Source organism: Acinetobacter sp. ANC5681, assembly GCF_023488045.1.
Classification (GTDB): domain Bacteria; phylum Pseudomonadota; class Gammaproteobacteria; order Pseudomonadales; family Moraxellaceae; genus Acinetobacter.
Map to the genome: position 1 here is coordinate 53222 of NZ_JAMFKZ010000005.1, position 20266 is coordinate 73487.

Consider the following 20266-nt stretch of genomic DNA (forward strand, 5'->3'; position numbering starts at 1 on the left):
AGTAAGAAAATCATTTTTCTGTTAGAGTCTTCGCATATATTATATGTGAAAAATGATCTATTTTATAGTTGAAAATATAACGATATAAAGGTGTTTGGTAAAGCTATGCATTTAAAATATTTAACATTATGCTTGTTAGGTCTTAGTCTTTCTGCATGTTCACAGCATGTCATTAAAACCAATTCAGGTTCTCAGAATTTAGAGCAAAAGGCAATTAATAGTCTGAATACAATGTATGAATATCCGAGTTACGATTATCGTGGCAAATTTAAAGTTCATGTTGACCTAGATCAAAATAAATCAAACACCTCGTCAGAAAAGGCAACCTTAGATGCAGCACTCAAACAAAAAGTAGATCAATATTTACAAGAGCAAAAGGTTAATTTAAACAGCAAACAGAAGCAGGCACTCTATAATGCTTTGGCACAACAGCCCAAAAGTTCTGGTGGTTCTAAAGCTGATAAATTTGCTCGGATCATAGCCAATATATTGAATGATATGCAATTTGAATATGATGGTTCTGTGCATTATCGTCAGAAAATGGGGTCGTTTAATCTGACAGCACGTTATGAAAAACCAACCTTGTTAGTTCAAGCAAAAGTGCCAATGGTTCTAGATTTAAATAATTATAAGTTTTATATCAATTACTTTGCTTTGATGCCGTATTTGGTGAACAAAGAAAATCAAAATAATTTAGCTTATTTGGATTTTTCAAAATATCAGGCAATGTTTAAGCAAGTGGATTACAAAAAATTTGCAGAGTATGTGAAAGCTTCAAGTGCTGTGTATTACCGTTTAGCTGATCAAAATAACATTCAAGCATTGTCTGTCTCCGCTGCTGATCGAAATTTAGGAGTAGTCGAAAAAATTCGCTTAAAAACATCGATTGAAGAATTAATTTTACAAGCGAATTTGTACAGCAAAGTGAATGAAAAATATTTAATGCAAAGCATTTTAAATATTAAAGAACAAAACTTAGAAAAGCTGATTGCTGATGAAACCAATGCTGTAAGCAAAACCAAGCCTGATGCAGCGGCATCCATATTAGCGAGTAAAGATTCCGCAGATGATGCAAGTGTCGTCAGTCAGCAATTATATCGTTTAGTGAATCAGCACTTTGGTGTTGAAGAGGAAGCTGCTCCAAAGGTATCCGATGCAGCGCAGCAAGCGATGGATGTTGCCAAAGAAGCTGGAATAGTTGCTGATGATTTAGAATCAGCTGATGCTGCCGCAGATGCAGCTTCTTCCTCGGAAGATGAGCAAGGTTTAACAGAGACCCAATGTACAGCGCTTCAGAATGCTCAACAGGCTGCTTATGGCGATGTACAGTACTGTGAAAGTATTTACGATATTGATGTTTTTAATACGAAAAAAGCCGAATCAGGTTTTCTATCTTATGTCGAAAAATTACAAAGCGTAGAAAAAGAATTTGCTGTATATGATCAAAATCAATTTATTGATGATCAGGCATTTAAAGTGCTGTGGATCAAGTATCAGGCTGAGATTGAAAAAGCATTGCCTCCTCAAGACAAACGTAATCCATTTACCATGGATATTGGTTTAGATGCGCAAGGGCGAGCAGTTAAAATTGATTATGATTTGAATTATGCACTCCCTGAACTGAAGTCTCGTTTTAATCTTAAAGCAGATATGTTGATTTCCAATTATGGCCAAGCAACGCCAATTGATCAGGCTCAATTGAAACGAGCGAAAACATGGGCTGAAGCAAGTAAAGGCTCAATGTTGGAACAAGCAATCGGTAGTTTCTCAGAGAAATTGGGACAGACAGGCATTCAAGAGCGTTCAGCTGAACCTTATACGTTATCTTTAGAAGATCAACTCAAAATCATTGCAGAACAGCGATATGATGCTACACACAGTTATGAGCAAACATTTAAAGCAGTATTTATTGCCAAGCTGATAGAAAATAAAGCAGAAATTGCACAACGTTATACAAGTCAGGAATTGCAGGAAATCGCGGCTGTTTATGCCTATTGGTATGCCACAGATGACATCTATAACCCACAAGGTAAGGCGTTGAAGAGCATTGAAGCATTACAGAAGAAACATCATCTTGAGCAAGATGATCAGTTTGATGACAAGTTGGGACAAGCTGTTAATCGTATTGTAAATGATGCGATGCATGGTGATAAAGATCGTCAAGCTTGGAAAAAGCTACAAGCTCAATATAAGCAGCCACAGCAGCTATTTGCTCAACAGTATCAAGTTCAATTTGAGCGTGATAATGGAGTTTCGAGTGAGGAAAAACCACTATTAGCACAAACCGCAACGATTTTGGGACAAGTATATGTCGATGCTCGTAAAAATCAGTTATCTGAAAAGAGCATTAAATCATTAAAGATTGAACACAATGAATTTATTGATTATGAAATCTTTAAAGAAGTGTATTTGAAAATGCTAACGGCAAAATAATTGGCGATTACTTGAAAAGAGCCTGCGCAATGCAGGTTCTTTTTTGCTTACTAATTTATAGATGGGTTATAAGAAATCTTTTAATTCAGGTTTGACCCCATTCCAAATAGAAAAAGCTTCAATTGCTTGACCCACCAACATACCAAAACCATCTGTTGATGGAACTTGACGCTCTTGAGCTTGATCCAAAAAGCTTGAAGGTTTGCCATAAGCCATTTCATAAGCATGGTGAAAAACCAAGCATTCAGGAAGCTGTAAAGTATCACCAGTTAAGCTGGCAGAAGTGGCATTGATGACAAAATCAAATTCACCAGCGAGTTGCTCCAAGCTGAGCGCTGAGAGTTGCGCCTGCGGCACGGCATCTTTTAAATCTGAGACCAATTGTTCAGCTCGAGCAAGTGTACGATTGGCAATGACAATCTGCTTTGCACCTGCTTGTACTAAAGGATAAATGACACCACGTGTTGCACCACCAGCACCTAAGATTAAAATGCGACTATTTTTAAGGTCCCAACCTAAGGCTTGAATGGCGGCAACCAAACCCTGACCATCGGTATTATCTCCAAACAGTTTGCCATCTTGCATCCACAAGGTGTTCACAGCTTTGGCAATTTTGGCACGTTCAGTCAGTTGATCACATAAAGCAAATGCCTGCTCTTTAAACGGCACAGTTACATTCATGCCAACACCATTTTGATCGAAGAATGCTTTAACTGCGGATTCGAAACCATCTAGCGGAGCAAGAATTTTTTTATAATTCAAATCAACGCCTGTTTTTGCTGCAAAAGCATGATGCAATTCTGGTGAGCGGGATTGTTCAATTGGATTCCCAATGACAGCAAATTGTTTGGTCATACTTTTATCCAAAGTTGAAAGAGAGGACAGAGGCTATTAAACATATTTGAATGCTTATGCTGAGACAATATACGATAATCTTTAGGTACAAAAAAGCACCTAAATTCAGGTGCTTTGAATAATTACGGTCAATTACTTATTTAAACTCAACCAATCTCTTGGTTTTAGATAATAATCTGTTAAGCGTTTTTCTATTGAGTCGGCATCCCATTCAGGGCGATACGACCAGCCTGCAAGATTCGGTAAACTCACTAAAATGGATTCAATACGTCCACCTGTTTGCAGGCCAAACAACGTACCACGGTCGTAGACTAAATTATATTCAACATAGCGACCACGACGATACAATTGGAATTCACGCTGAGCTTCGGTGTAAGGCTGTTCACGGTGCTTTTCGAAAATAGGCAAGATTGCTTCTAAATAACCATTACCAACGGCTTGAATATATTTAAAGCAAGTTTCGAAGTCCCATTGGTTCAAATCATCAAAGAATAAACCACCCACGCCACGCTGCTCATCACGGTGTTTTAAATAGAAATAATCATCACACCATTGTTTATGTTCAGCATAAACATTTTCGCCAAATGGTTGGCATAAGTCATAAGCGGTTTGATGCCAGTTTTGAATATCTTGATCATCTGGATAGAAAGGTGTGAGATCAAAGCCACCGCCAAACCACCAAACAGGGTCTTGACCCTCAGGTTCAGCAACAAATAAACGTACATTTGCATGTGAAGTTGGGATATTGGGATTTTTAGGATGAATCACTAAAGAAACACCCAAGGCTTGTGCTTTTGCGCCTGCAATCTGTGGATGGCGTTCCGTTGCAGAAGCAGGAAGTTTACTGATGTTGATGTGGGAAAACATCACTCCGCCTTTTTCAATCACGTCACCATTTTGCAGAACACGAGAGCGACCGCCACCACCTTCGGTTCGTTGCCAATCATCAATGATAAATTCAGCGGTACCACCGCCTGCACGTTCCTGTTGTTCTAATCCTGCACAAATACGTGCCTGTAGATCGAGTAAAAACTCACGAACACGTTGAATATCAGCTGAAGTTGGATGCTGCATTTCAACCTTCTAATCATTAAAAAAGATGGAAGGATATGTACCATGAAATCATAAAAAAAATAAGCTGATTTTTTGATTCAAACTGGAATTAGATAGTTGAACAGCTTAAAGGATCTAATCATAATTATTCCGACCAAAAGGGTTGGTTGATTTCTTGGGTTAAGCTCAGCAGAATGTATTGATAATGCTTGTTGTTGCAAGCTGAACATCAGATAGGCACGTTATGACTCAAGTTCATTCACTCATTCAAAAATACAATGTTGCAGGACCACGTTACACCAGTTATCCGACTGTTCCGTACTGGCAAGAACAAGATTTTAGTTTGGAAATGTGGAAGCAAACTTTAAAACGGGCATTTGATGAGACAAATACGAGTGAAGGGATTAGTTTATATATCCATTTGCCATTTTGTGAAAGCTTGTGCACTTTTTGTGGTTGTCATAAGCGTGTGACCAAGCGCCATGAAGTGGAACAACCTTATATTCAAGCCGTGTTAAAAGAATGGGAGTTGTACTGCCAGTTGCTTGTCGACAAACCGAGGATTAAAGAAATTCATTTGGGGGGAGGAACTCCGACATTTTTCTCTGTACAACATTTGATCGAGTTGATTAATGGGTTATTGGCAAATGCAGATGTATCCGATGAATATGAATTTAGTTTCGAAGGGCATCCTAATAATACGACTCGAGAGCATTTACAAGCCCTATATGATCTTGGTTTTCGCCGAGTGAGTTATGGGGTGCAGGACTATAATGAAAAAGTTCAGAAAGCAATTCACCGTATCCAACCATTTGCTCATGTACAACAGGTTACAACGTGGGCACGCGAAATTGGTTATACCTCGATTTCACATGACTTGGTCTTTGGCTTACCATTTCAGAACTTGACTGATGTGTTACACACGATTGAACAAACGAATAGTCTAAAGCCAGATCGTTTGGCATTTTATAGCTATGCTCATGTACCTTGGATTAAGGGCAATGGACAGCGTGGTTTTAAAGATCAGGACGTACCTAAAGATGAGCTGAAACGCCAGTTATATGAAGAGGGAAAGAGAAAACTCTTAGCACAGGGTTATCATGAAATTGGTATGGATCACTTTGCTTTGGAACATGACAAAATGTATCAAGCTTTCCAACAAGAAAATCTGCATCGTAATTTCATGGGGTATACCTCATCAAAAACGCAAGTCATGATTGGCCTAGGTTTGTCTTCAATTAGTGATAGTTGGTACAGCTTTGCGCAAAATGAAAAAACGCTAGAAGATTATTATGCACGTTTAGAGAAGAATGAGATTCCTGTATATCGTGGACATCTTTTAACAGAAGAGGATTTAGTCATTCGCCAACATATACTCAATTTAATGTGTCACTTTAGTACTTCATGGCAGAATGAAGCATTGTATTTTCCAGAGTTACCTGAAGTATTAGCACAACTAGAGGAAATGCAGAATGACGGTTTGTTAAAGATGACATCAAAGGATATTCAAGTAACCGAACAAGGTAAAGCATTCGTAAGAAATATTTGCATGGCATTTGATTTACATCTTCGCCGCAAAATACCCAATAATCGTATTTTTTCTATGACGATATAAAACAATCGCTTATTTTTCGAATTATCATGAGATTGATTGAATCAAGGATGACTTAGAAGTCATCCTTCTGGTAAAGATGATCCATACGCTCACGTTTGGTCTTTAAATATTGTTCATTAAATGGGTTACGACCTACTGTTAACGGTACACGCTCAACCACATTGATGTCTAAATCAGTTAGGGCTTTAAGTTTTAACGGGTTATTCGTAATTAACTTAACTTCTTTAATTTGTAGATGATCCAGCATAATGCTACACATGTCATAGCGACGTGCATCCGCAGGCAGGTTTAAAAGTAAATTGGCATCTACGGTATCGTGACCCTGATCCTGTAAAGCATAGGCGCGGATTTTATTCGTTAAACCAATCCCACGACCTTCTTGGCGTAGATATAAAATCACACCTTGACCTGCTTCATTAATCAAACGTTGGGTCGCTTGTAATTGAGGACCACAGTCACACTTTAATGAAGCGAAAGCATCACCTGTTAAGCATTCTGAATGAATACGGACTAAAACAGGTCCTGTTGGGAGAGTTTCTAAACCTTTAGAAAGCGCCACATGTTCTTCACCTGTTTGAGGGTCTTGAAACACAGAAATATTGAAGTCACCAAAAGCAGTTGGTAGCTTTGATGTTGCAATAAATTCAATCGGCACAGAGAGCTCGCTATGTTAGTAAAAACTATCAAAGTATAGCTTAATGTGTGAAGATTGAGTGAATTGCAAGTTCTGATTTTTCACATAAGTTTTTCTTTTTCATAGAAAGCACACAATAATGGTTGATAAACAGTGACATAATTCAGGATAATCTGTAAGTCAGTTGTTTAAGATTGGCTTGAGAATGTTCAGCACTACATCATTCGCACATGTGGCTGATTGAAGGTAGATCGTATTTAATTGTATGATTGCCCCCATTTAACCCAGCTTCGGATTTGCCAGGCTTAAAAAGGCTTTGCCACATTATGTTGTATACCGAAATTCCAACTCAACGCCCTGTTACGCCATTGTTGGATGAAATCGATCATCCTGAGCAATTACGTCAGCTCGAGCAAAGCCAACTCCCTCAAGTGGCAGATGAGTTGCGTCAATATATTTTGTATGCAGCAGGACAAAGTGGTGGTCACTTTGGCGCAAATTTAGGTGTGATTGAACTGACAGTTGCTTTGCACTACTGTTTCAATACACCAGATGATCGTTTAGTTTGGGATGTAGGGCATCAAGCATATCCTCACAAAGTCCTGACTGGGCGTCGAGAACGTATTACCACAATTCGTAGTAAAGGTGGTTTAGCTGCATTTCCAGCACGAGATGAATCTGATTTTGATACTTTCGGTGTAGGACATTCTTCAACAGCAATTTCTGCTGGATTAGGGATGGCACTGGCTCGCCGTTATCAGCAAAAGCCTTGCGAAGTTGTTGCGATTATCGGTGATGGTGCAATGACAGCAGGGATGGCTTTTGAAGCCATGAATGATGCTGTTGCACATAATGCTGATCTAATAGTGGTATTGAACGATAATGATATGTCGATCTCATGCAGCACGGGTGGTTTTGCAAAACATCTCGCTGCGATTTGGGAAACTGGTCAATTGGTCAATGTAAATGAACAGGGCGAAGCTTATGTTCAGCCACATCCAAAATGGACATACAATTCGCGTTTGCATCAATCTGCAACAGATGCAGCTGATAACTTATTTAAAGCGATTGGTTTTGACTATTTCGGACCTTTTGATGGGCACAATGTTGAACAACTTGCTCAAGTCTTCCACGCATTAAAAAAACGCAAAGGTCCGCGATTAGTTCACGTTTACACTAAAAAAGGTAAAGGTTTCGCTCCAGCAGAAGCAGATCCGATTACCTATCATGCCATTACTAAGATTACACCTACTGCTTCGGCACCAGTTAAAAAATCACCACCTAAATATTCAGATGTATTTGGACAGTGGTTATGTGACGAAGCTGCACAAGATGCACGTTTATTAGCGATCACACCTGCAATGTGTGAAGGTTCTGGCATGGTGAAGTTTGCACGGCAATACCCTGAACGCTTTTTTGATGTTGCAATTGCTGAACAGCATGCAGTGACTTTGGCAGCGGGCATGGCTTGTGAAGGTTTAAAGCCTGTTGTCGCGATTTATTCAACCTTCTTGCAACGTGGCTACGATCAGTTGATTCATGATGTAGCATTGCAAAATTTAGATGTCACTTTTGGTATTGATCGTGCTGGTTTAGTTGGCGAAGATGGTCCAACGCATGCAGGTGCATACGATTATGCCTATATGCGTACTGTACCTAATATGGTGATTATGGCGCCAAAAGACGAAAATGAATGTCGTCAAATGCTACACACTGCATATCATTATAAAGGTCCAACAGCAGTTCGTTACCCACGTGGTGCTGGAACAGGTGTAGAAATTCAACAACAAATGACTGCCTTAGAGATTGGTAAAGCTGAAATTGTTGCAGAATTTAATTTGGATGCAGATCAGCAGATTAGTATTTTGGCTTTCGGGAGTCGAGTGGTAGCTTCAGTCGAAGCAGCGCAACAATTTGCGAATAAGCATGCAATAGGTGTGCGTGTGGTAAATATGCGTTTTGTGAAGCCATTGGATGAACAAATGATACGCACACTTGCTGAACGAACTCAGCTTTTCGTAACTGTTGAAGAACATGCCGTGATGGCAGGTGCGGGAAGTGCAGTAAATGAATTCCTCGCACAAGCAAAAATCGTAAAGCCAATCCTCAATTTGGGTTTGCCAGATGAGTTTTTACATCAAGCTACACATCAACAAATGCTTGCCGATTGTGGTTTGGATGCGTATGGGATTTTAGCTTCAATTGAACGTGCTTGGTTTTAGATAAATAACGGAAACAATTTTTCGTAAACATTTTTCCCCTAAAAGCCCTTATATTTGATAGAATGTAAGGGCTTTTATGCATTATTCTTTGTCAAAATCTTCAAATTTGTAGTGGGTGTTCAATGGAACCTATGGTGGTTATGGCTGCGCGTGCGGCTCAAACAGTTGGTCAAGAGCTTTTAAAGGCACATCAAAATCGTCATAAACTCGATTTACAAGTTGAAGAAAAAGGCATTGATGGTCCAGTAACACGTGTTGATCGTTATTTGGAACAACTTACAATAGATACACTTCGCAAAAGCTATAAAAATCATAGTTTCCTAGGTGAAGAGTTTGGTATGCAAGAAGGTAAAGGTCACGACGCTGATTGGTGTTGGGTGATTGATCCTTTAGATGGTACTCAAAACTTTATCAATGGTTTCCCTCACTTTTGTATTTCTATCGCTGTACAACACAAAGGCGTGACACAACACGGTGTGATCTATGATCCAGTACGTGATGAGTTATTTTCAGCTAGTCGTGGTCGTGGCGCAGTGATGAATCAACGTCGTATTCGTGCGAATGTCAAAGATACTTTAGATAAAACATTCCTAGCAGTCGGTCATCCTTATCGCGCGAAGCGTAATGGTGAAATTGTTTCTTATGCAGAGCAACACTTTGCTTCGTTATTGGCAGTCACAAAATCTGGCGCTCAAATTCGTCGTGCAGGTTCAGCAGCTTTAGATTTGGCATATGTTGCTGCGGGTCGTTTTGATGGTTTCTTTGAATTAGGTTTAAAACCATGGGATATCGCTGCAGGCGAGTTAATTGTTAAAGAAGCGGGCGGTGTGGTTGTGGATGCTCGTGGTGGTAATGATTCAATGGAAAATGGTCAAGTCATTGCTTGCTCAATGAAAATGTTAAAACCACTAATGCAAGCAGTAGTTCCAGCATGGAGCGAAGCTGCAAAATAAATTTTAGATTAAAAAACCCTCAATAATTTGAGGGTTTTTTATTATGATCTGATAATAATGAAGGAGTTATTTTTATAATTTCATCTTCTTTAATCGGTCAGATACAAATAATAAAGGTGATCCAGTAGAAAAACCTATTAAAAAGGGTGACTTTTAAAATTATTCTGCTATAATCCGCCCACGCACTTAAATTCCAGTTCATTACCTGAACATTCAGTTCTATTCATATTATGCGCACGCTGTCCATAGAGAGGACCACATCTTGCGCCCAAATCGCTTAGCGATTCTTCAGGTTGAGGCAGTAATCAAGCGTGCGTTAGTCCACATCGTCGTTATTCGGATTGCCGCTGAACTTCATCTATTTTCAGCTTGAGTCGCTTTGCCGCTTTTTGCCGATGTCTATTTTTTGTATTTATTAAAATGGAGCACCCATTAGGGTGAAACTCTCTATGAGCAAAACTTTTGCCGAATTTTCTTTGCACGAAACCTTACAACAAGCCCTAGAAGGTTTAGGTTTTACAAGCCCAACTCCTGTGCAAGAACAAGCGATTCCAGCTGCGTTAGATGGAAAAGATTTATTAGTTTCAAGCCAGACAGGTTCTGGTAAAACTGCAGCATTTTTACTCCCTACATTAAATGCTTTGGCAGGTCAGGAAACTGTTGTGCCATTTAAAGAGCGCATGAAAGCTGTGACTCAACCAAGCATCTTGGTTTTATGTCCTACGCGTGAATTGGCTCAACAAGTAAGCCAAGATGCGATTGCATTTGTACGTCATATGAAAGGTGTTCGTATTGCTGCAATCATGGGTGGTATGCCTTTTGGTAAGCAAATTCAACAGCTTAAAGGCGCACAAGTGATTGTTGCAACGCCAGGTCGTTTGCTTGACTTAGTAAATCGTCGTCAATTGAAACTTGATAAAGTTGAATCGTTAATCGTCGACGAAGCTGACCGTATGCTTGATCTAGGCTTCTCTGAAGATTTAGAAGCAATTGGCGAGTTAGCTGCAAACCGTAATCAAACATTAATGTTCTCTGCGACTTTTGCTGATCGTATTATTCGTCTTGCTGAACGTATGATGAATGATCCACAACGTATCGCAATTGAAACTGGTCACAGCACTAACACTGATGTAACACAAACATTACATTGGACAGATGGTTTTGAGCATAAGAAAAAATTACTTACTCACTGGTTGTCTGACGAGTCAGTAGATCAAGCTGTTGTCTTTGCAAGCACGCAAGAAGATACAGATATGCTTGCTGAAGAATTGGCTGAAGCAGGTCACTCAGTTGTTGCATTGCATGGTGCTATGCCACAAACTGTTCGTAACCGTCGTTTACGCAGTATCCGTGAAGGTCGTGCAAAAATCTTAGTTGCAACTGACGTAGCAGCACGTGGTTTAGACGTACCAACTATTTCTCACGTGATTAACTTCGGTTTACCGATGAAAAACGAAGACTATGTACACCGTATTGGTCGTACAGGTCGTGCGGGTCGTACTGGTCAAGCGATTACACTTGCGACTTATCGCGAGCGTGGCAAAATCCGTGCTTTAGAAGATTACTTAGATGCACGTTTAAATGTATCTGAAATTGAAGGTTTAGAGCCATCTCCACCTCCTGCTCGTTCAGGTCGTGATGGTGGTGGTCGCGGTCGGGATGGCGGTGGTCGTGGTCGTGGCGGCCGTGATGGCGGTCGTGGTGGTTTTGGTGGTGGTCGTCGTTTTGAAGGCGAGAGCAATTTCAAACGTCGTGAAGGCGGTGATGATCGTCCACGTCGTAGCTTCGATGATAAACCACGTGGTGAGCGTCCATCATTCGGTGGTGAAGATCGTCCACGTCGCGAGTTTAACTCTGACCGTCCACGTCGTAACTTTGATGATAAACCACGTGGTGAACGTCCATCATTCGGTGGTGAAGAGCGTCCACGTCGCGAGTTTAACTCTGACCGTCCACGTCGTGAAGGTGGTTTTGAAGATCGTCCAAAGCGTAGTTTTGGTGGTGAAGATCGTCCACGTCGCGAGTTCAATTCAGATCGCCCACGTCGTGAAGGTGGTTTCAACGATAAACCGCGTTTTGATTCGAATGATGACAATCGTGGTAACCGTGTAGATTACAAACCACGTCGTGAAGGTAGCTTCGGCGACCGTCCAAAGCGCGATTTTGGTGATCGTCCACAACGTGAAGGTGGTTTTGGTGACCGTCCAAAACGTAGTTTCGGTGGTGAAGATCGCCCAAAACGTAGTTTCGGTGGTGAAGACCGTCCAAAGCGTAGTTTCGGTGGTGAAGACCGTCCAAAGCGTGATTTTGGTGATCGTCCAGCGCGTGAAGGTGGCTTCGGTGGTGACCGTCGTCGCAAAAATGATTTTTAATCGTTAAAAACCGATGAAAAGAAGAAGCCAGTTGTAAAACTGGCTTTTTTATTTAGGATTAGTCATGTAAAATTCGAAAAATGTCTACTAATTCAAATTTTAAAGAAGAAATGAATAGGGTTAAGCAAAATAAAAGTCTTTTAAGTCAAATATGGTCATTCATTTGTGGTGAAGGGCTGCCATGTCTATTCGTTATTTTAATGCTTTGTAATGGGTTATTTTTTGCATATGCACTTATTGCACGCAATCATACCGACTCTTTGAATGCAAGCTCACAACATGAGTTGAGCACAGAAGTTGATAAAAAGAACAATTACATAAATTAATAATCTTCATACGTAGCATATCAAAATAAAAACAAGCGCTTAATCTTTCAGTGTATAGTATGCGTGCATAAAAAGTGCAGGAATGAATGCCAGTATGAATAACAAATCTCCTCTCGAAACTGAAGCCCTAATTGAAGTTAAAAACTTGAGCTTTAACCGAGGGGAACGCGTCATTTATGATGATGTCAGTCTTAAAATTCGACGTGGTCAAATTACTGCAATTATGGGACCTTCAGGAACAGGTAAAACCACTTTGCTCCGTTTGATTGGTGGGCAGTTAATCCCTGATTGTGGTGAAGTATTACTCGATGGTAAGAATATTGCAGCTATGTCTCGTCCAGACTTGTTTGCTGCACGCGCACGTATGGGGATGTTATTCCAGAGTGGTGCGTTATTTACTGATATGTCAGTTTATGAAAATGTTGCATTTCCTATTCGTGCACATACACAATTACCAGAACATTTGATTGCTGAGTTAGTCGCTTTAAAGTTGGAGTCGGTTGGGCTACGCGGTGCTGAACCATTAATGCCATCTGAACTTTCAGGAGGTATGAATCGTCGTGTTGCTTTAGCGCGTGCGATTGCACTTGATCCAGAATTGATTATGTATGATGAGCCATTCGCTGGCCAAGATCCAATTGTTAAAGGTGTTCTAACACGATTGATTCGTTCTTTGCGTGAAGCTTTAGACTTAACAACAATTATTGTCTCGCATGATGTCGCAGAGACATTATCGATTGCTGATTATATTTATGTGGTTGCTGAAGGCAAAATTCAGGGTGAAGGTTCACCTGAGCAGCTACAGGCACATGCTTCCCCATTTGTACGTCAATTTTTAACAGGTTCAGCTGAGGGACCTGTTGAATATCAATTTACTCATCAAGCATATTTAGATAACGAGGTTCGTGCATGAATACGATTGCCTGGTTAGGTAGACTCGTTATTGAGCGAATAAAGGGGATAGGTGCAGCGTCACTTATGCTCATCCAGATTTTATTTTCAGCGCCGTCAAAGGGTGGCTTTCAACGCTTTGTATATCAGATGCATCGTGTTGGGGTCATGTCTCTGCTGATTATTGCTGTGTCAGGTTTGTTTATTGGCGCTGTCCTTGGCTTACAGATGTATAGCATTTTGGTCACTTTTGGTAGTGAAGCTATGTTAGGGACTGCGATTTCGTTAACTTTGTTACGTGAACTTGCTGCGGTTGTTGCTGCATTACTATTTGCAGGGCGCGCAGGCTCGGCTCTCACTGCCGAAATTGGTTCAATGAAACAGAGTGAACAATTGGCCAGTATGGAAATGATTGGCGTTGATCCACTTCGTCAAATTGTGGCTCCGCGTTTGTGGGCAGGTATTGTGAGTTTGCCGATGTTGACTGTGATTTTTGCAACGATCGGTATCATTGGCGGCAAGTTGGTTGGCGTAGATTTTTTAGGTGCTGATGAAGGTTCTTTCTGGGGTGGTATGCAAAGTACAGTTCAGTTTGGGCATGATATTTTTAATGGCACTATTATTAAAAGTATTGTTTTTGCGCTGATTTGTACATGGGTTGCGGTCTATCAAGGTTATGCTTGTGATCCAACACCAGAGGGTATCGCGACTTCGATGACCAGAACGGTCGTATATTCTTCACTTTGTGTATTAGGTTTTGATTTCGTGTTGACTGCGGTCATGTTCGGAGGGATTTAATGAAATCACGTACTAGTGAGCTGGCCGTAGGTATTTTTGTGATTATCTTCGGTATCGCTCTATTTTTTCTTGCGATGAAAGTTAGTGGTTTAGTGGGTACAAATCTACGTGATAGCTATAGCATGACAGCGCAGTTTGATAACGTAAATGGTTTAAAACCACGAGCAAAGGTGTCCATGAGTGGTGTGACCATTGGTCGTGTAGAATCTATTACGCTTGATCCAGTAACACGTTTAGCAACAGTTAAGTTTGATTTGGATGGTAAATTAACCAGCTTTAATACTGAGCAATTAAAACAAGTGCAGAAAAATGCCTTAGAAGAATTGCGTTATAGCTCAGATTATCAACAAGCTGATGCTGCGAAACAAAAAGCAATGGAACAGCAACTTATCAGTAACATGACCTCCATCACCAGTTTGGATGAGGATGCTTATATTATGGTTGCAACCAATGGCTTGCTGGGTGAGAAGTATTTGAAAGTTGTACCAGGTGGTGGTGTGAATTACCTAAAGCGTGGTGATGTTGTTTCAAATACCCAAGGTACAATGGATTTAGAAGATTTGATCAGTAAGTTTATTACTGGTGGTGCTGGTAAAGCCACATCAAGCTCAACAACTTCAGAGAGTTCGGCATCGCAGCCAGTTGCTACTGAAGCAGAACCATCATTTGTTGAGTAATTCAGGTTAGGAGATTGAAGTGAATACATTATTGAAACAGACGTTAACAGCAAGTGTATTATCAACCATGCTTGCGAGCGCTGCATTTGCAGCACCAACAGAAACCCCACCTGATTTTGTTAAGCGTGTGGCTGATGGTTTAATTACACGTCTAAAAGCAGATCATGCGAAATTACAAAGTAATCCTGCTTTAGTTAAATCGATTATTCGTCAAAACCTTGATCCGTATGTTGATTCACAAGCATTTACACGTATCGTATTAGGTACGTATGCAAACAATCAATATACAACTGCTGCGCAACGTGCTCAGTTTGAACAAAATTTCCGTGCGGTGATTATTGAAAACTATGGTGGTGCTTTCGCTAAATATACCAACCAAAGTTATACTATGCGTCCTTTTAAGTCGACCAATAGTAAGAATCCCGTTGTTACATTAGACTTCTTACATAATGGTGAGAAAATCCCTGTATCGTTCCAGTTGACAGATAAAGGCGACCAATGGAAAGTCCGTAATATTAATGTGTCTGGTATTGATTTAGGCCTACAGTTCCGTAACCAGTTTGCTGCAACAGTTCAGCGTAATGGTGGTGATATCAATAAAGCGATTGCAACATTTAAACCAGATGCAGATGCTGCTGTTAATAAAAAATAAGTAGGTGACGGGTGATTCAGTATATTGATCAGCAATTAATTGTTTCAAAAACAATTGATTTCTCGAATGCAGAACAAGTTTATCGAGCAGGTTTAAAGCATATCCAGCAACATAAGAGTTTTCCTCTCATTGTTGATCTGGGTCAGCTTGAACAAGGAAACACCCTTTCTTTGGCAGTGTTGGTGCAATGGTTGCGTCAAACGCCAAATAACAAAGATCTACATTTTAAAAATGTGTCTGATAAGATGCTGAAAATCATCCAAGCCTGTCATTTGCAAGATGATTTGAAATTGATATGAAAAAAGTCTTGTGATAAAAAAGCACCATCAGGTGCTTTTTTATTAAATCCATTTCTTCCAGCGGAAATACACCATTGGGAGTACAAGGAACGCCATCAGGATACTCGCTACAATCCAGAAACTAAGACTACCATGTGCAAAAGGTAAGACCTCAGTATTCATCCCGTAAATACTAGCAATCAGCATCGGTGGTGCAAGCATACTTGGCAAGATCGAGAATCGACGAATCGTGTCATTCTGTTCGGTGTTAATAAAGCCTGATGTGGTATCCAGCAAGAAGCGTACTTTCTGGAATAGGAAAGCATCATGTTCCACCAGTGAGCGAACATCCTCACTTAACTCCCGAATGTCGGCATCATAAATATGGCTGCCCAAAGCGCGTGGGCGAGATAAAAAGGTCAGTACCCTACGCAGGTCAATCAAGCATAGCTGGGCTTTTCCGAGCATATCTTCCTGCTGTGCCAGCCGTGTAATCATGTCATCAAGATCGAGCAGGGTTTCACGATGATGATTATTCAGTACCTCTGTGGAGTATCTTTCCAAGTCTTTGTGGATATCTTCCAAGATATCCGCAAGCTCATCTAGTTTTGCTTCAAGTAACCCGAGCAAGATCCAAGTGGGATCTTTATAGTCCATATTGTAATCATTACGGCGTGCACGCGCACGGAAGGCACGAAATGCAACTAATTTTTCGCCACGCATGGTAAACAAACGATCTTTATGCAGAATGAAGGCAACTGTTTGTACTGTTGCAAGCATATGAGATGACTCATCTGTATCGCCATCGACCTGATAATTTTTATTCTTTGTTAAAAAATATGTACTGATATGCAAGATGCCATCATCATCACGGTAAAATCGTGCGGATGAGGAAATGTCTTCAAGTGATTTTAATGTTGGTAGGTTTCGCTCGTAAGCATCAAATACCCACTGTTGTTCTTCTTGAGATGGAGCAATTAGATCAATCCAAACCAATTCAGGGTGGAGATCAAAACTCCCATTGATTGTTGCATCTTCTAGACTACCGCGCTCTGTGGCATAAAAGGCTTCAAGCATGTCTTTTTTCCTCGCGCAGCCAATGTGAGATTTTCAGCATTGTACCGAAAACCAGCGTGTATTTTAGACAAGGATGAAACGAAAAACACTTGCCTAAACGTTAATTTCTAAAAAATCTTGTTACACAGCCTACTTTATCAGCATGACAGTTATATAAAACGGTTTTAATTGTATGAATTCTATATGTGTTTTTGTGTGAGGCTGCCAGATTACGGTTCTATTCATCTAAAAAATTATCGTTGTCTAGATAAGTCATGGCTGAGCAGGACAATACCGAATTTATGGTTCTTTAGTTCTATTGTAATGAATGCATCGGTTGAAATTTAAGTGTGAGGAAAAGGTATTGAAAACGATTACTGTGGCTGCCGCTGTCATTTTAAATGAGCAGAATCAGTTGCTTTTAGTGCGTAAACAGAATACGCAGGCATTTATGCAGGTGGGTGGAAAACTGGAACTGAATGAAGCGCCTGAAATTGCAATACGGCGTGAAATTTTAGAGGAAATCGCGTGTGAATCTGAGATCAAACAGTTTATCGGGCGCTTTGAAACGGCGGCTGCAAATGAGCCTGATCATCTGTTAGTGAGTTATGTTTATGAGGTGAAACTGAAACAAACACCACGTATCGCTGCGGAAATTGCAGAGATGAAATGGATTGATTTGGAAGATCAAGTCACTTTACTTGCACCTCTTACTCAACACGTGGTGATTCCATGGTGTCAGCAAAATTTAGAGAACTAGCATTATTACGGATAGGGGCTGCTAAACAAATACTATAAACCTGTTGGCAGCCAAGTTGTTGCAAGACTTGAGATAAGGCGGTAATTGAACTGCCCGTTGTGACGACATCATCGACGATCAAGACTTTGCGATAACGAAGATGATTGGGCGGCGCAGTCACAAATTGCTGTTCAATATTTTCTAGTCTTTCGATGCGCGATAAGCCTTTTTGCGAGTGTTGATCCAAGCGTTGTACAGGTTGCCAGATAGGGATATTTAAGCTTTTACTAAGTGCTTGGGCCAGTAACAGCGTTTGGTTGAAACCTCGTTCAACTAATCGATCAGTTGAAATCGGCATTGGAACGATGGCATGAACTTTAGGAAGCTTGAGTTGTTGTAGCAGTCCTTCCAATAGTCGTTGATGATGCAGTTTTTGTTCATATTTAAATTGCTGAATGATGCGATCAATCGGATATTGATAATGGCATACAACGAATATTTGTTGTTGATTACGTTGAATGGATTGTTTTAACCAAGGTAACTGATTCCAACAACTTTGACATACTCCGTATTGCTTCCTGATCCCAATATCACACAGGCTACATGGCGTTAGATAATCAAAGATTTGTTTTGCTGATGTTTGAATTAATTTAAACATAGGCGTATCTTGGAGCTTCAGGTAGCCAGCGTTTTAATAGTCCATCAGCATGCTGTGGATAATTTTTTAGAATTTGTTCAGCCACATAATGGGCTTGTGTGAGTAAATGATCATCACGTTCTAAACGTGCCACACGGAAGCCCATATCCCCAGTTTGTTTTGTTCCTAAGAGTTCACCTGGACCGCGTATTTCCAAATCTTTTTCAGCAATTACGAAACCATCATTACTTTCTCGTAAAATAGACAGTCGCTCCTGACCATTTTGAGACAAAGGTACTTTGTAGAGTAGAGCGCAAAAACTAGCGGTAGCACCACGCCCAACACGCCCTCGAAGTTGGTGCAATTGCGAGAGACCCAAACGTTCAGCATTCTCAATGACCATGATGGAGGCATTAGGCACATCGACTCCAACCTCAATCACGGTAGTGGCAATTAATAGTTGTGATTGATTATCTTTAAAGGCTTGCATGACCGCTTGTTTTTCATCTGCTTTCATTTTGCCGTGGACCAGACCAATATTGATGTCTGGAAAGCGTTCCTTAATTTCTTGATAGGTGGCTTCGGCGGCTTGAGCATCTAGGGTTTCAGATTGTTCCACTAAGGTGCAGACCCAATATGCTTGTTTACCTTCACGACAGTTGCTGGCAATCCGTTGCAGGACTTGTTCACGGCGATCTAAAGGAATTGTTACGGTTTGAATTGGGGTGCGTCCTGGGGGGAGCTCGTCAATAATTGAAGTATCTAAATCACCATAAGCACTCATCGCGAGTGTGCGGGGAATCGGGGTGGCTGTCATCACCAATTGATGTGGGGTAAATTGATTAGCGCCTTTATTTCTTAAAGCAAGGCGTTGATCGACCCCGAAACGATGTTGTTCATCAATAATAACCAAGCCTAGTTTAGAAAATTCCACGGCATCTTGGAATAAAGCATGCGTACCGACAATAAGTTGTGCATGCCCTTGTTTAATTTGTTGTTCAGCTTGTGTACGTGCTTTGCCTTTTTGTTTGCCTGAAAGCCATGCTACTTGGATGCCCAGTGGCTCAAACCAGCGTTTAAAGTTTAAGTAGTGCTGCTCGGCAAGAATCTCTGTTGGTGCCATCAGTGCAACTTGCCAGTCTGCTTCTAGTGCATGGCAGGCTGCAACTGCTGCAACGAGTGTTTTACCTGCTCCTACATCACCTTGGACTAAGCGGAGCATCGGTTGATTTTGCTTGAGATCTTGCAAGATTTCCTTAGAAACTCGTTTTTGTGCATTGGTCATTTGAAAAGGAAGACCATCTAATAATGCCTTAGCCAAGATTTTACTGCTATCAAAACGAGGTGCAGCAATTTGGCGGATATAGGCACGGCGTGTTAATAGGCTAATTTGATGGGCGACTAGCTCTTCAAAAATTAATCGTTGTTGGGCAGGATGCGAACCTTGATTGAGTTGTTGCATGTTGGCATCAACAGGTGGCTCATGAATATATTCTAATGCTTGTTTAAGTTCATAGCCGTTGCTGTATTTAGTCGGTAATAACTCAGCCAAGTCATCGCTATGATGTTGTAACGCCTGACGAACATATTCACGTAATTTAGGCTGCGTCAGACCTTCAGTGCTAGGATAAATGGCCGTGAGTTGGGTTTTGGGTAACGGCGTATGCTGTTGGATGACTTGTATTTCTGGATGATACATTTCAAGACCGCGTGCTCCAACACGAACTTCACCGAATATTCGGAGCTGTTGTCCCATTTTGATGCGATCAGTTAGTCCCTTATAAATATGATAAAACCGTAAAGTGACCTTGCCAAAATCATCTTGTAATAAGGCTGCAAGTGATTTCTTTTTACCCGGAGGAAAATCTACGGATCGAACCTCACCTTCGAGCAAATAACTTCGTCCAACAACCAGCTGATTCATTGGAATAATGGTGCTACGATCTTCATAGTCACGAGGAAGATGAAATAACAAATCATCCGTGCTAAAAATATGAAGCTTTTCTAATAGGGTTGCTGCGGCGGCACCAACACCTTGTAATTGCTGGACTGAAGTCATCTCTATTCAAGGGTGT

General features: G+C 40.7%; 17 protein-coding genes. 11 read left to right on the forward strand and 6 right to left on the reverse strand.

Annotated features, from left to right (window positions below; all coding sequences use genetic code 11):
• Positions 1-105: 105 nt before the first annotated feature.
• Positions 106-2433, forward strand: a complete 2328-nt coding sequence (locus M5121_RS04740) for a hypothetical protein (RefSeq protein ID WP_249570507.1) — start codon at positions 106-108, stop codon at positions 2431-2433.
• A 66-nt stretch (positions 2434-2499) separates the two neighbouring features.
• Here M5121_RS04740 and aroE read toward each other — a convergent pair whose 3' ends face one another.
• Both aroE and hemF read right to left on the reverse strand, forming a co-directional pair.
• Positions 2500-3288: a shikimate dehydrogenase gene (gene aroE, locus M5121_RS04745; protein WP_208728017.1), complete on the reverse strand. Its 789-nt coding sequence runs from the start codon at positions 3286-3288 to the stop codon at positions 2500-2502.
• 132 nt (positions 3289-3420) lie between these two features.
• The gene (gene hemF / locus M5121_RS04750) at positions 3421-4362 is read right to left on the reverse strand and encodes an oxygen-dependent coproporphyrinogen oxidase (RefSeq protein ID WP_249570508.1); all 942 of its coding nucleotides are present in this window, start codon (positions 4360-4362) and stop codon (positions 3421-3423) included.
• Positions 4363-4585: 223 nt separating this feature from the next.
• On the opposite strand from hemF, the gene hemN reads away from it, so the two are divergent.
• A complete protein-coding gene (gene hemN, locus M5121_RS04755) occupies positions 4586-5956 on the forward strand; it encodes an oxygen-independent coproporphyrinogen III oxidase (RefSeq protein ID WP_249570509.1) in 1371 nt (456 codons plus the stop codon).
• Positions 5957-6008: 52 nt separating this feature from the next.
• Here hemN and ribA read toward each other — a convergent pair whose 3' ends face one another.
• Positions 6009-6611 carry a GTP cyclohydrolase II gene (ribA, locus tag M5121_RS04760; RefSeq protein WP_249570510.1) on the reverse strand — a complete coding sequence of 201 codons (603 nt, stop codon included), beginning with the start codon at positions 6609-6611 and terminating at the stop codon, positions 6009-6011.
• Positions 6612-6916: 305 nt separating this feature from the next.
• On the opposite strand from ribA, the gene dxs reads away from it, so the two are divergent.
• The 8 genes from dxs to M5121_RS04800 all read left to right on the forward strand — a co-directional run bounded on the left by dxs (position 6917) and on the right by M5121_RS04800 (position 15780).
• Positions 6917-8812 carry a 1-deoxy-D-xylulose-5-phosphate synthase gene (gene dxs, locus M5121_RS04765; RefSeq protein ID WP_249570511.1) on the forward strand — a complete coding sequence of 632 codons (1896 nt, stop codon included), beginning with the start codon at positions 6917-6919 and terminating at the stop codon, positions 8810-8812.
• Positions 8813-8934: 122 nt separating this feature from the next.
• Positions 8935-9765 (forward strand): inositol monophosphatase family protein, encoded by an 831-nt coding sequence (locus M5121_RS04770; protein ID WP_004951734.1) that lies wholly within the window; start codon positions 8935-8937, stop codon positions 9763-9765.
• Between the two features lie 449 nt (positions 9766-10214).
• Positions 10215-12137 (forward strand): DEAD/DEAH box helicase, encoded by a 1923-nt coding sequence (locus M5121_RS04775; protein WP_249570512.1) that lies wholly within the window; start codon positions 10215-10217, stop codon positions 12135-12137.
• 420 nt (positions 12138-12557) lie between these two features.
• Positions 12558-13376, forward strand: a complete 819-nt coding sequence (locus M5121_RS04780; protein ID WP_249570513.1) for an ABC transporter ATP-binding protein — start codon at positions 12558-12560, stop codon at positions 13374-13376.
• The gene (gene mlaE, locus M5121_RS04785) at positions 13373-14152 is read left to right on the forward strand and encodes a lipid asymmetry maintenance ABC transporter permease subunit MlaE (RefSeq protein WP_004660307.1); all 780 of its coding nucleotides are present in this window, start codon (positions 13373-13375) and stop codon (positions 14150-14152) included. Before M5121_RS04780 ends, mlaE begins: the two co-directional genes overlap by 4 nt.
• Complete coding sequence (mlaD, locus tag M5121_RS04790) at positions 14152-14829, forward strand: outer membrane lipid asymmetry maintenance protein MlaD (RefSeq protein ID WP_249570514.1); 678 nt, start codon at positions 14152-14154, stop codon at positions 14827-14829. The genes mlaE and mlaD overlap by 1 nt, the downstream gene beginning before the upstream one ends.
• 19 nt (positions 14830-14848) lie before the next feature.
• Complete coding sequence (locus M5121_RS04795; protein ID WP_249570515.1) at positions 14849-15481, forward strand: MlaC/ttg2D family ABC transporter substrate-binding protein; 633 nt, start codon at positions 14849-14851, stop codon at positions 15479-15481.
• Between the two features lie 11 nt (positions 15482-15492).
• A complete protein-coding gene (locus M5121_RS04800; RefSeq protein WP_249570516.1) occupies positions 15493-15780 on the forward strand; it encodes an STAS domain-containing protein in 288 nt (95 codons plus the stop codon).
• A gap of 42 nt (positions 15781-15822) precedes the next feature.
• Here the strand turns inward: M5121_RS04800 and M5121_RS04805 are convergent, their stop codons facing one another.
• Positions 15823-16836, reverse strand: a complete 1014-nt coding sequence (locus tag M5121_RS04805; RefSeq protein WP_087536049.1) for a CorA family divalent cation transporter — start codon at positions 16834-16836, stop codon at positions 15823-15825.
• Between the two features lie 343 nt (positions 16837-17179).
• Between M5121_RS04805 and M5121_RS04810 the strand changes: the two genes are divergently transcribed.
• Positions 17180-17575: an NUDIX hydrolase gene (locus tag M5121_RS04810; RefSeq protein ID WP_249570517.1), complete on the forward strand. Its 396-nt coding sequence runs from the start codon at positions 17180-17182 to the stop codon at positions 17573-17575.
• Here the strand turns inward: M5121_RS04810 and M5121_RS04815 are convergent.
• Both M5121_RS04815 and recG read right to left on the reverse strand, forming a co-directional pair.
• A complete protein-coding gene (locus M5121_RS04815; RefSeq protein WP_249570518.1) occupies positions 17526-18212 on the reverse strand; it encodes a ComF family protein in 687 nt (228 codons plus the stop codon). The genes M5121_RS04810 and M5121_RS04815 overlap by 50 nt on opposite strands.
• Positions 18205-20250 (reverse strand): ATP-dependent DNA helicase RecG, encoded by a 2046-nt coding sequence (gene recG / locus M5121_RS04820; RefSeq protein ID WP_249570519.1) that lies wholly within the window; start codon positions 20248-20250, stop codon positions 18205-18207. Before recG ends, M5121_RS04815 begins: the two co-directional genes overlap by 8 nt.
• Positions 20251-20266 lie beyond the last annotated feature (16 nt).

What these genes read in the sequence shown, in the direction of transcription:
- hemN (WP_249570509.1), top strand. Translation starts at nt 4,586, where the DNA reads ATGACTCAAGTTCATTCACTCATTCAAAAATACAATGTTGCAGGACCA.
- dxs (WP_249570511.1), top strand. Translation starts at nt 6,917, where the DNA reads ATGTTGTATACCGAAATTCCAACTCAACGCCCTGTTACGCCATTGTTG.
- M5121_RS04780 (WP_249570513.1), top strand. Translation starts at nt 12,558, where the DNA reads ATGAATAACAAATCTCCTCTCGAAACTGAAGCCCTAATTGAAGTTAAA.
- aroE (WP_208728017.1), bottom strand. Translation starts at nt 3,288, where the DNA reads ATGACCAAACAATTTGCTGTCATTGGGAATCCAATTGAACAATCCCGC.
- M5121_RS04775 (WP_249570512.1), top strand. Translation starts at nt 10,215, where the DNA reads ATGAGCAAAACTTTTGCCGAATTTTCTTTGCACGAAACCTTACAACAA.
- recG (WP_249570519.1), bottom strand. Translation starts at nt 20,250, where the DNA reads ATGACTTCAGTCCAGCAATTACAAGGTGTTGGTGCCGCCGCAGCAACC.
- M5121_RS04770 (WP_004951734.1), top strand. Translation starts at nt 8,935, where the DNA reads ATGGAACCTATGGTGGTTATGGCTGCGCGTGCGGCTCAAACAGTTGGT.
- M5121_RS04815 (WP_249570518.1), bottom strand. Translation starts at nt 18,212, where the DNA reads ATGTTTAAATTAATTCAAACATCAGCAAAACAAATCTTTGATTATCTA.
- mlaE (WP_004660307.1), top strand. Translation starts at nt 13,373, where the DNA reads ATGAATACGATTGCCTGGTTAGGTAGACTCGTTATTGAGCGAATAAAG.
- M5121_RS04805 (WP_087536049.1), bottom strand. Translation starts at nt 16,836, where the DNA reads ATGCTTGAAGCCTTTTATGCCACAGAGCGCGGTAGTCTAGAAGATGCA.
- hemF (WP_249570508.1), bottom strand. Translation starts at nt 4,362, where the DNA reads ATGCAGCATCCAACTTCAGCTGATATTCAACGTGTTCGTGAGTTTTTA.
- mlaD (WP_249570514.1), top strand. Translation starts at nt 14,152, where the DNA reads ATGAAATCACGTACTAGTGAGCTGGCCGTAGGTATTTTTGTGATTATC.
- M5121_RS04740 (WP_249570507.1), top strand. Translation starts at nt 106, where the DNA reads ATGCATTTAAAATATTTAACATTATGCTTGTTAGGTCTTAGTCTTTCT.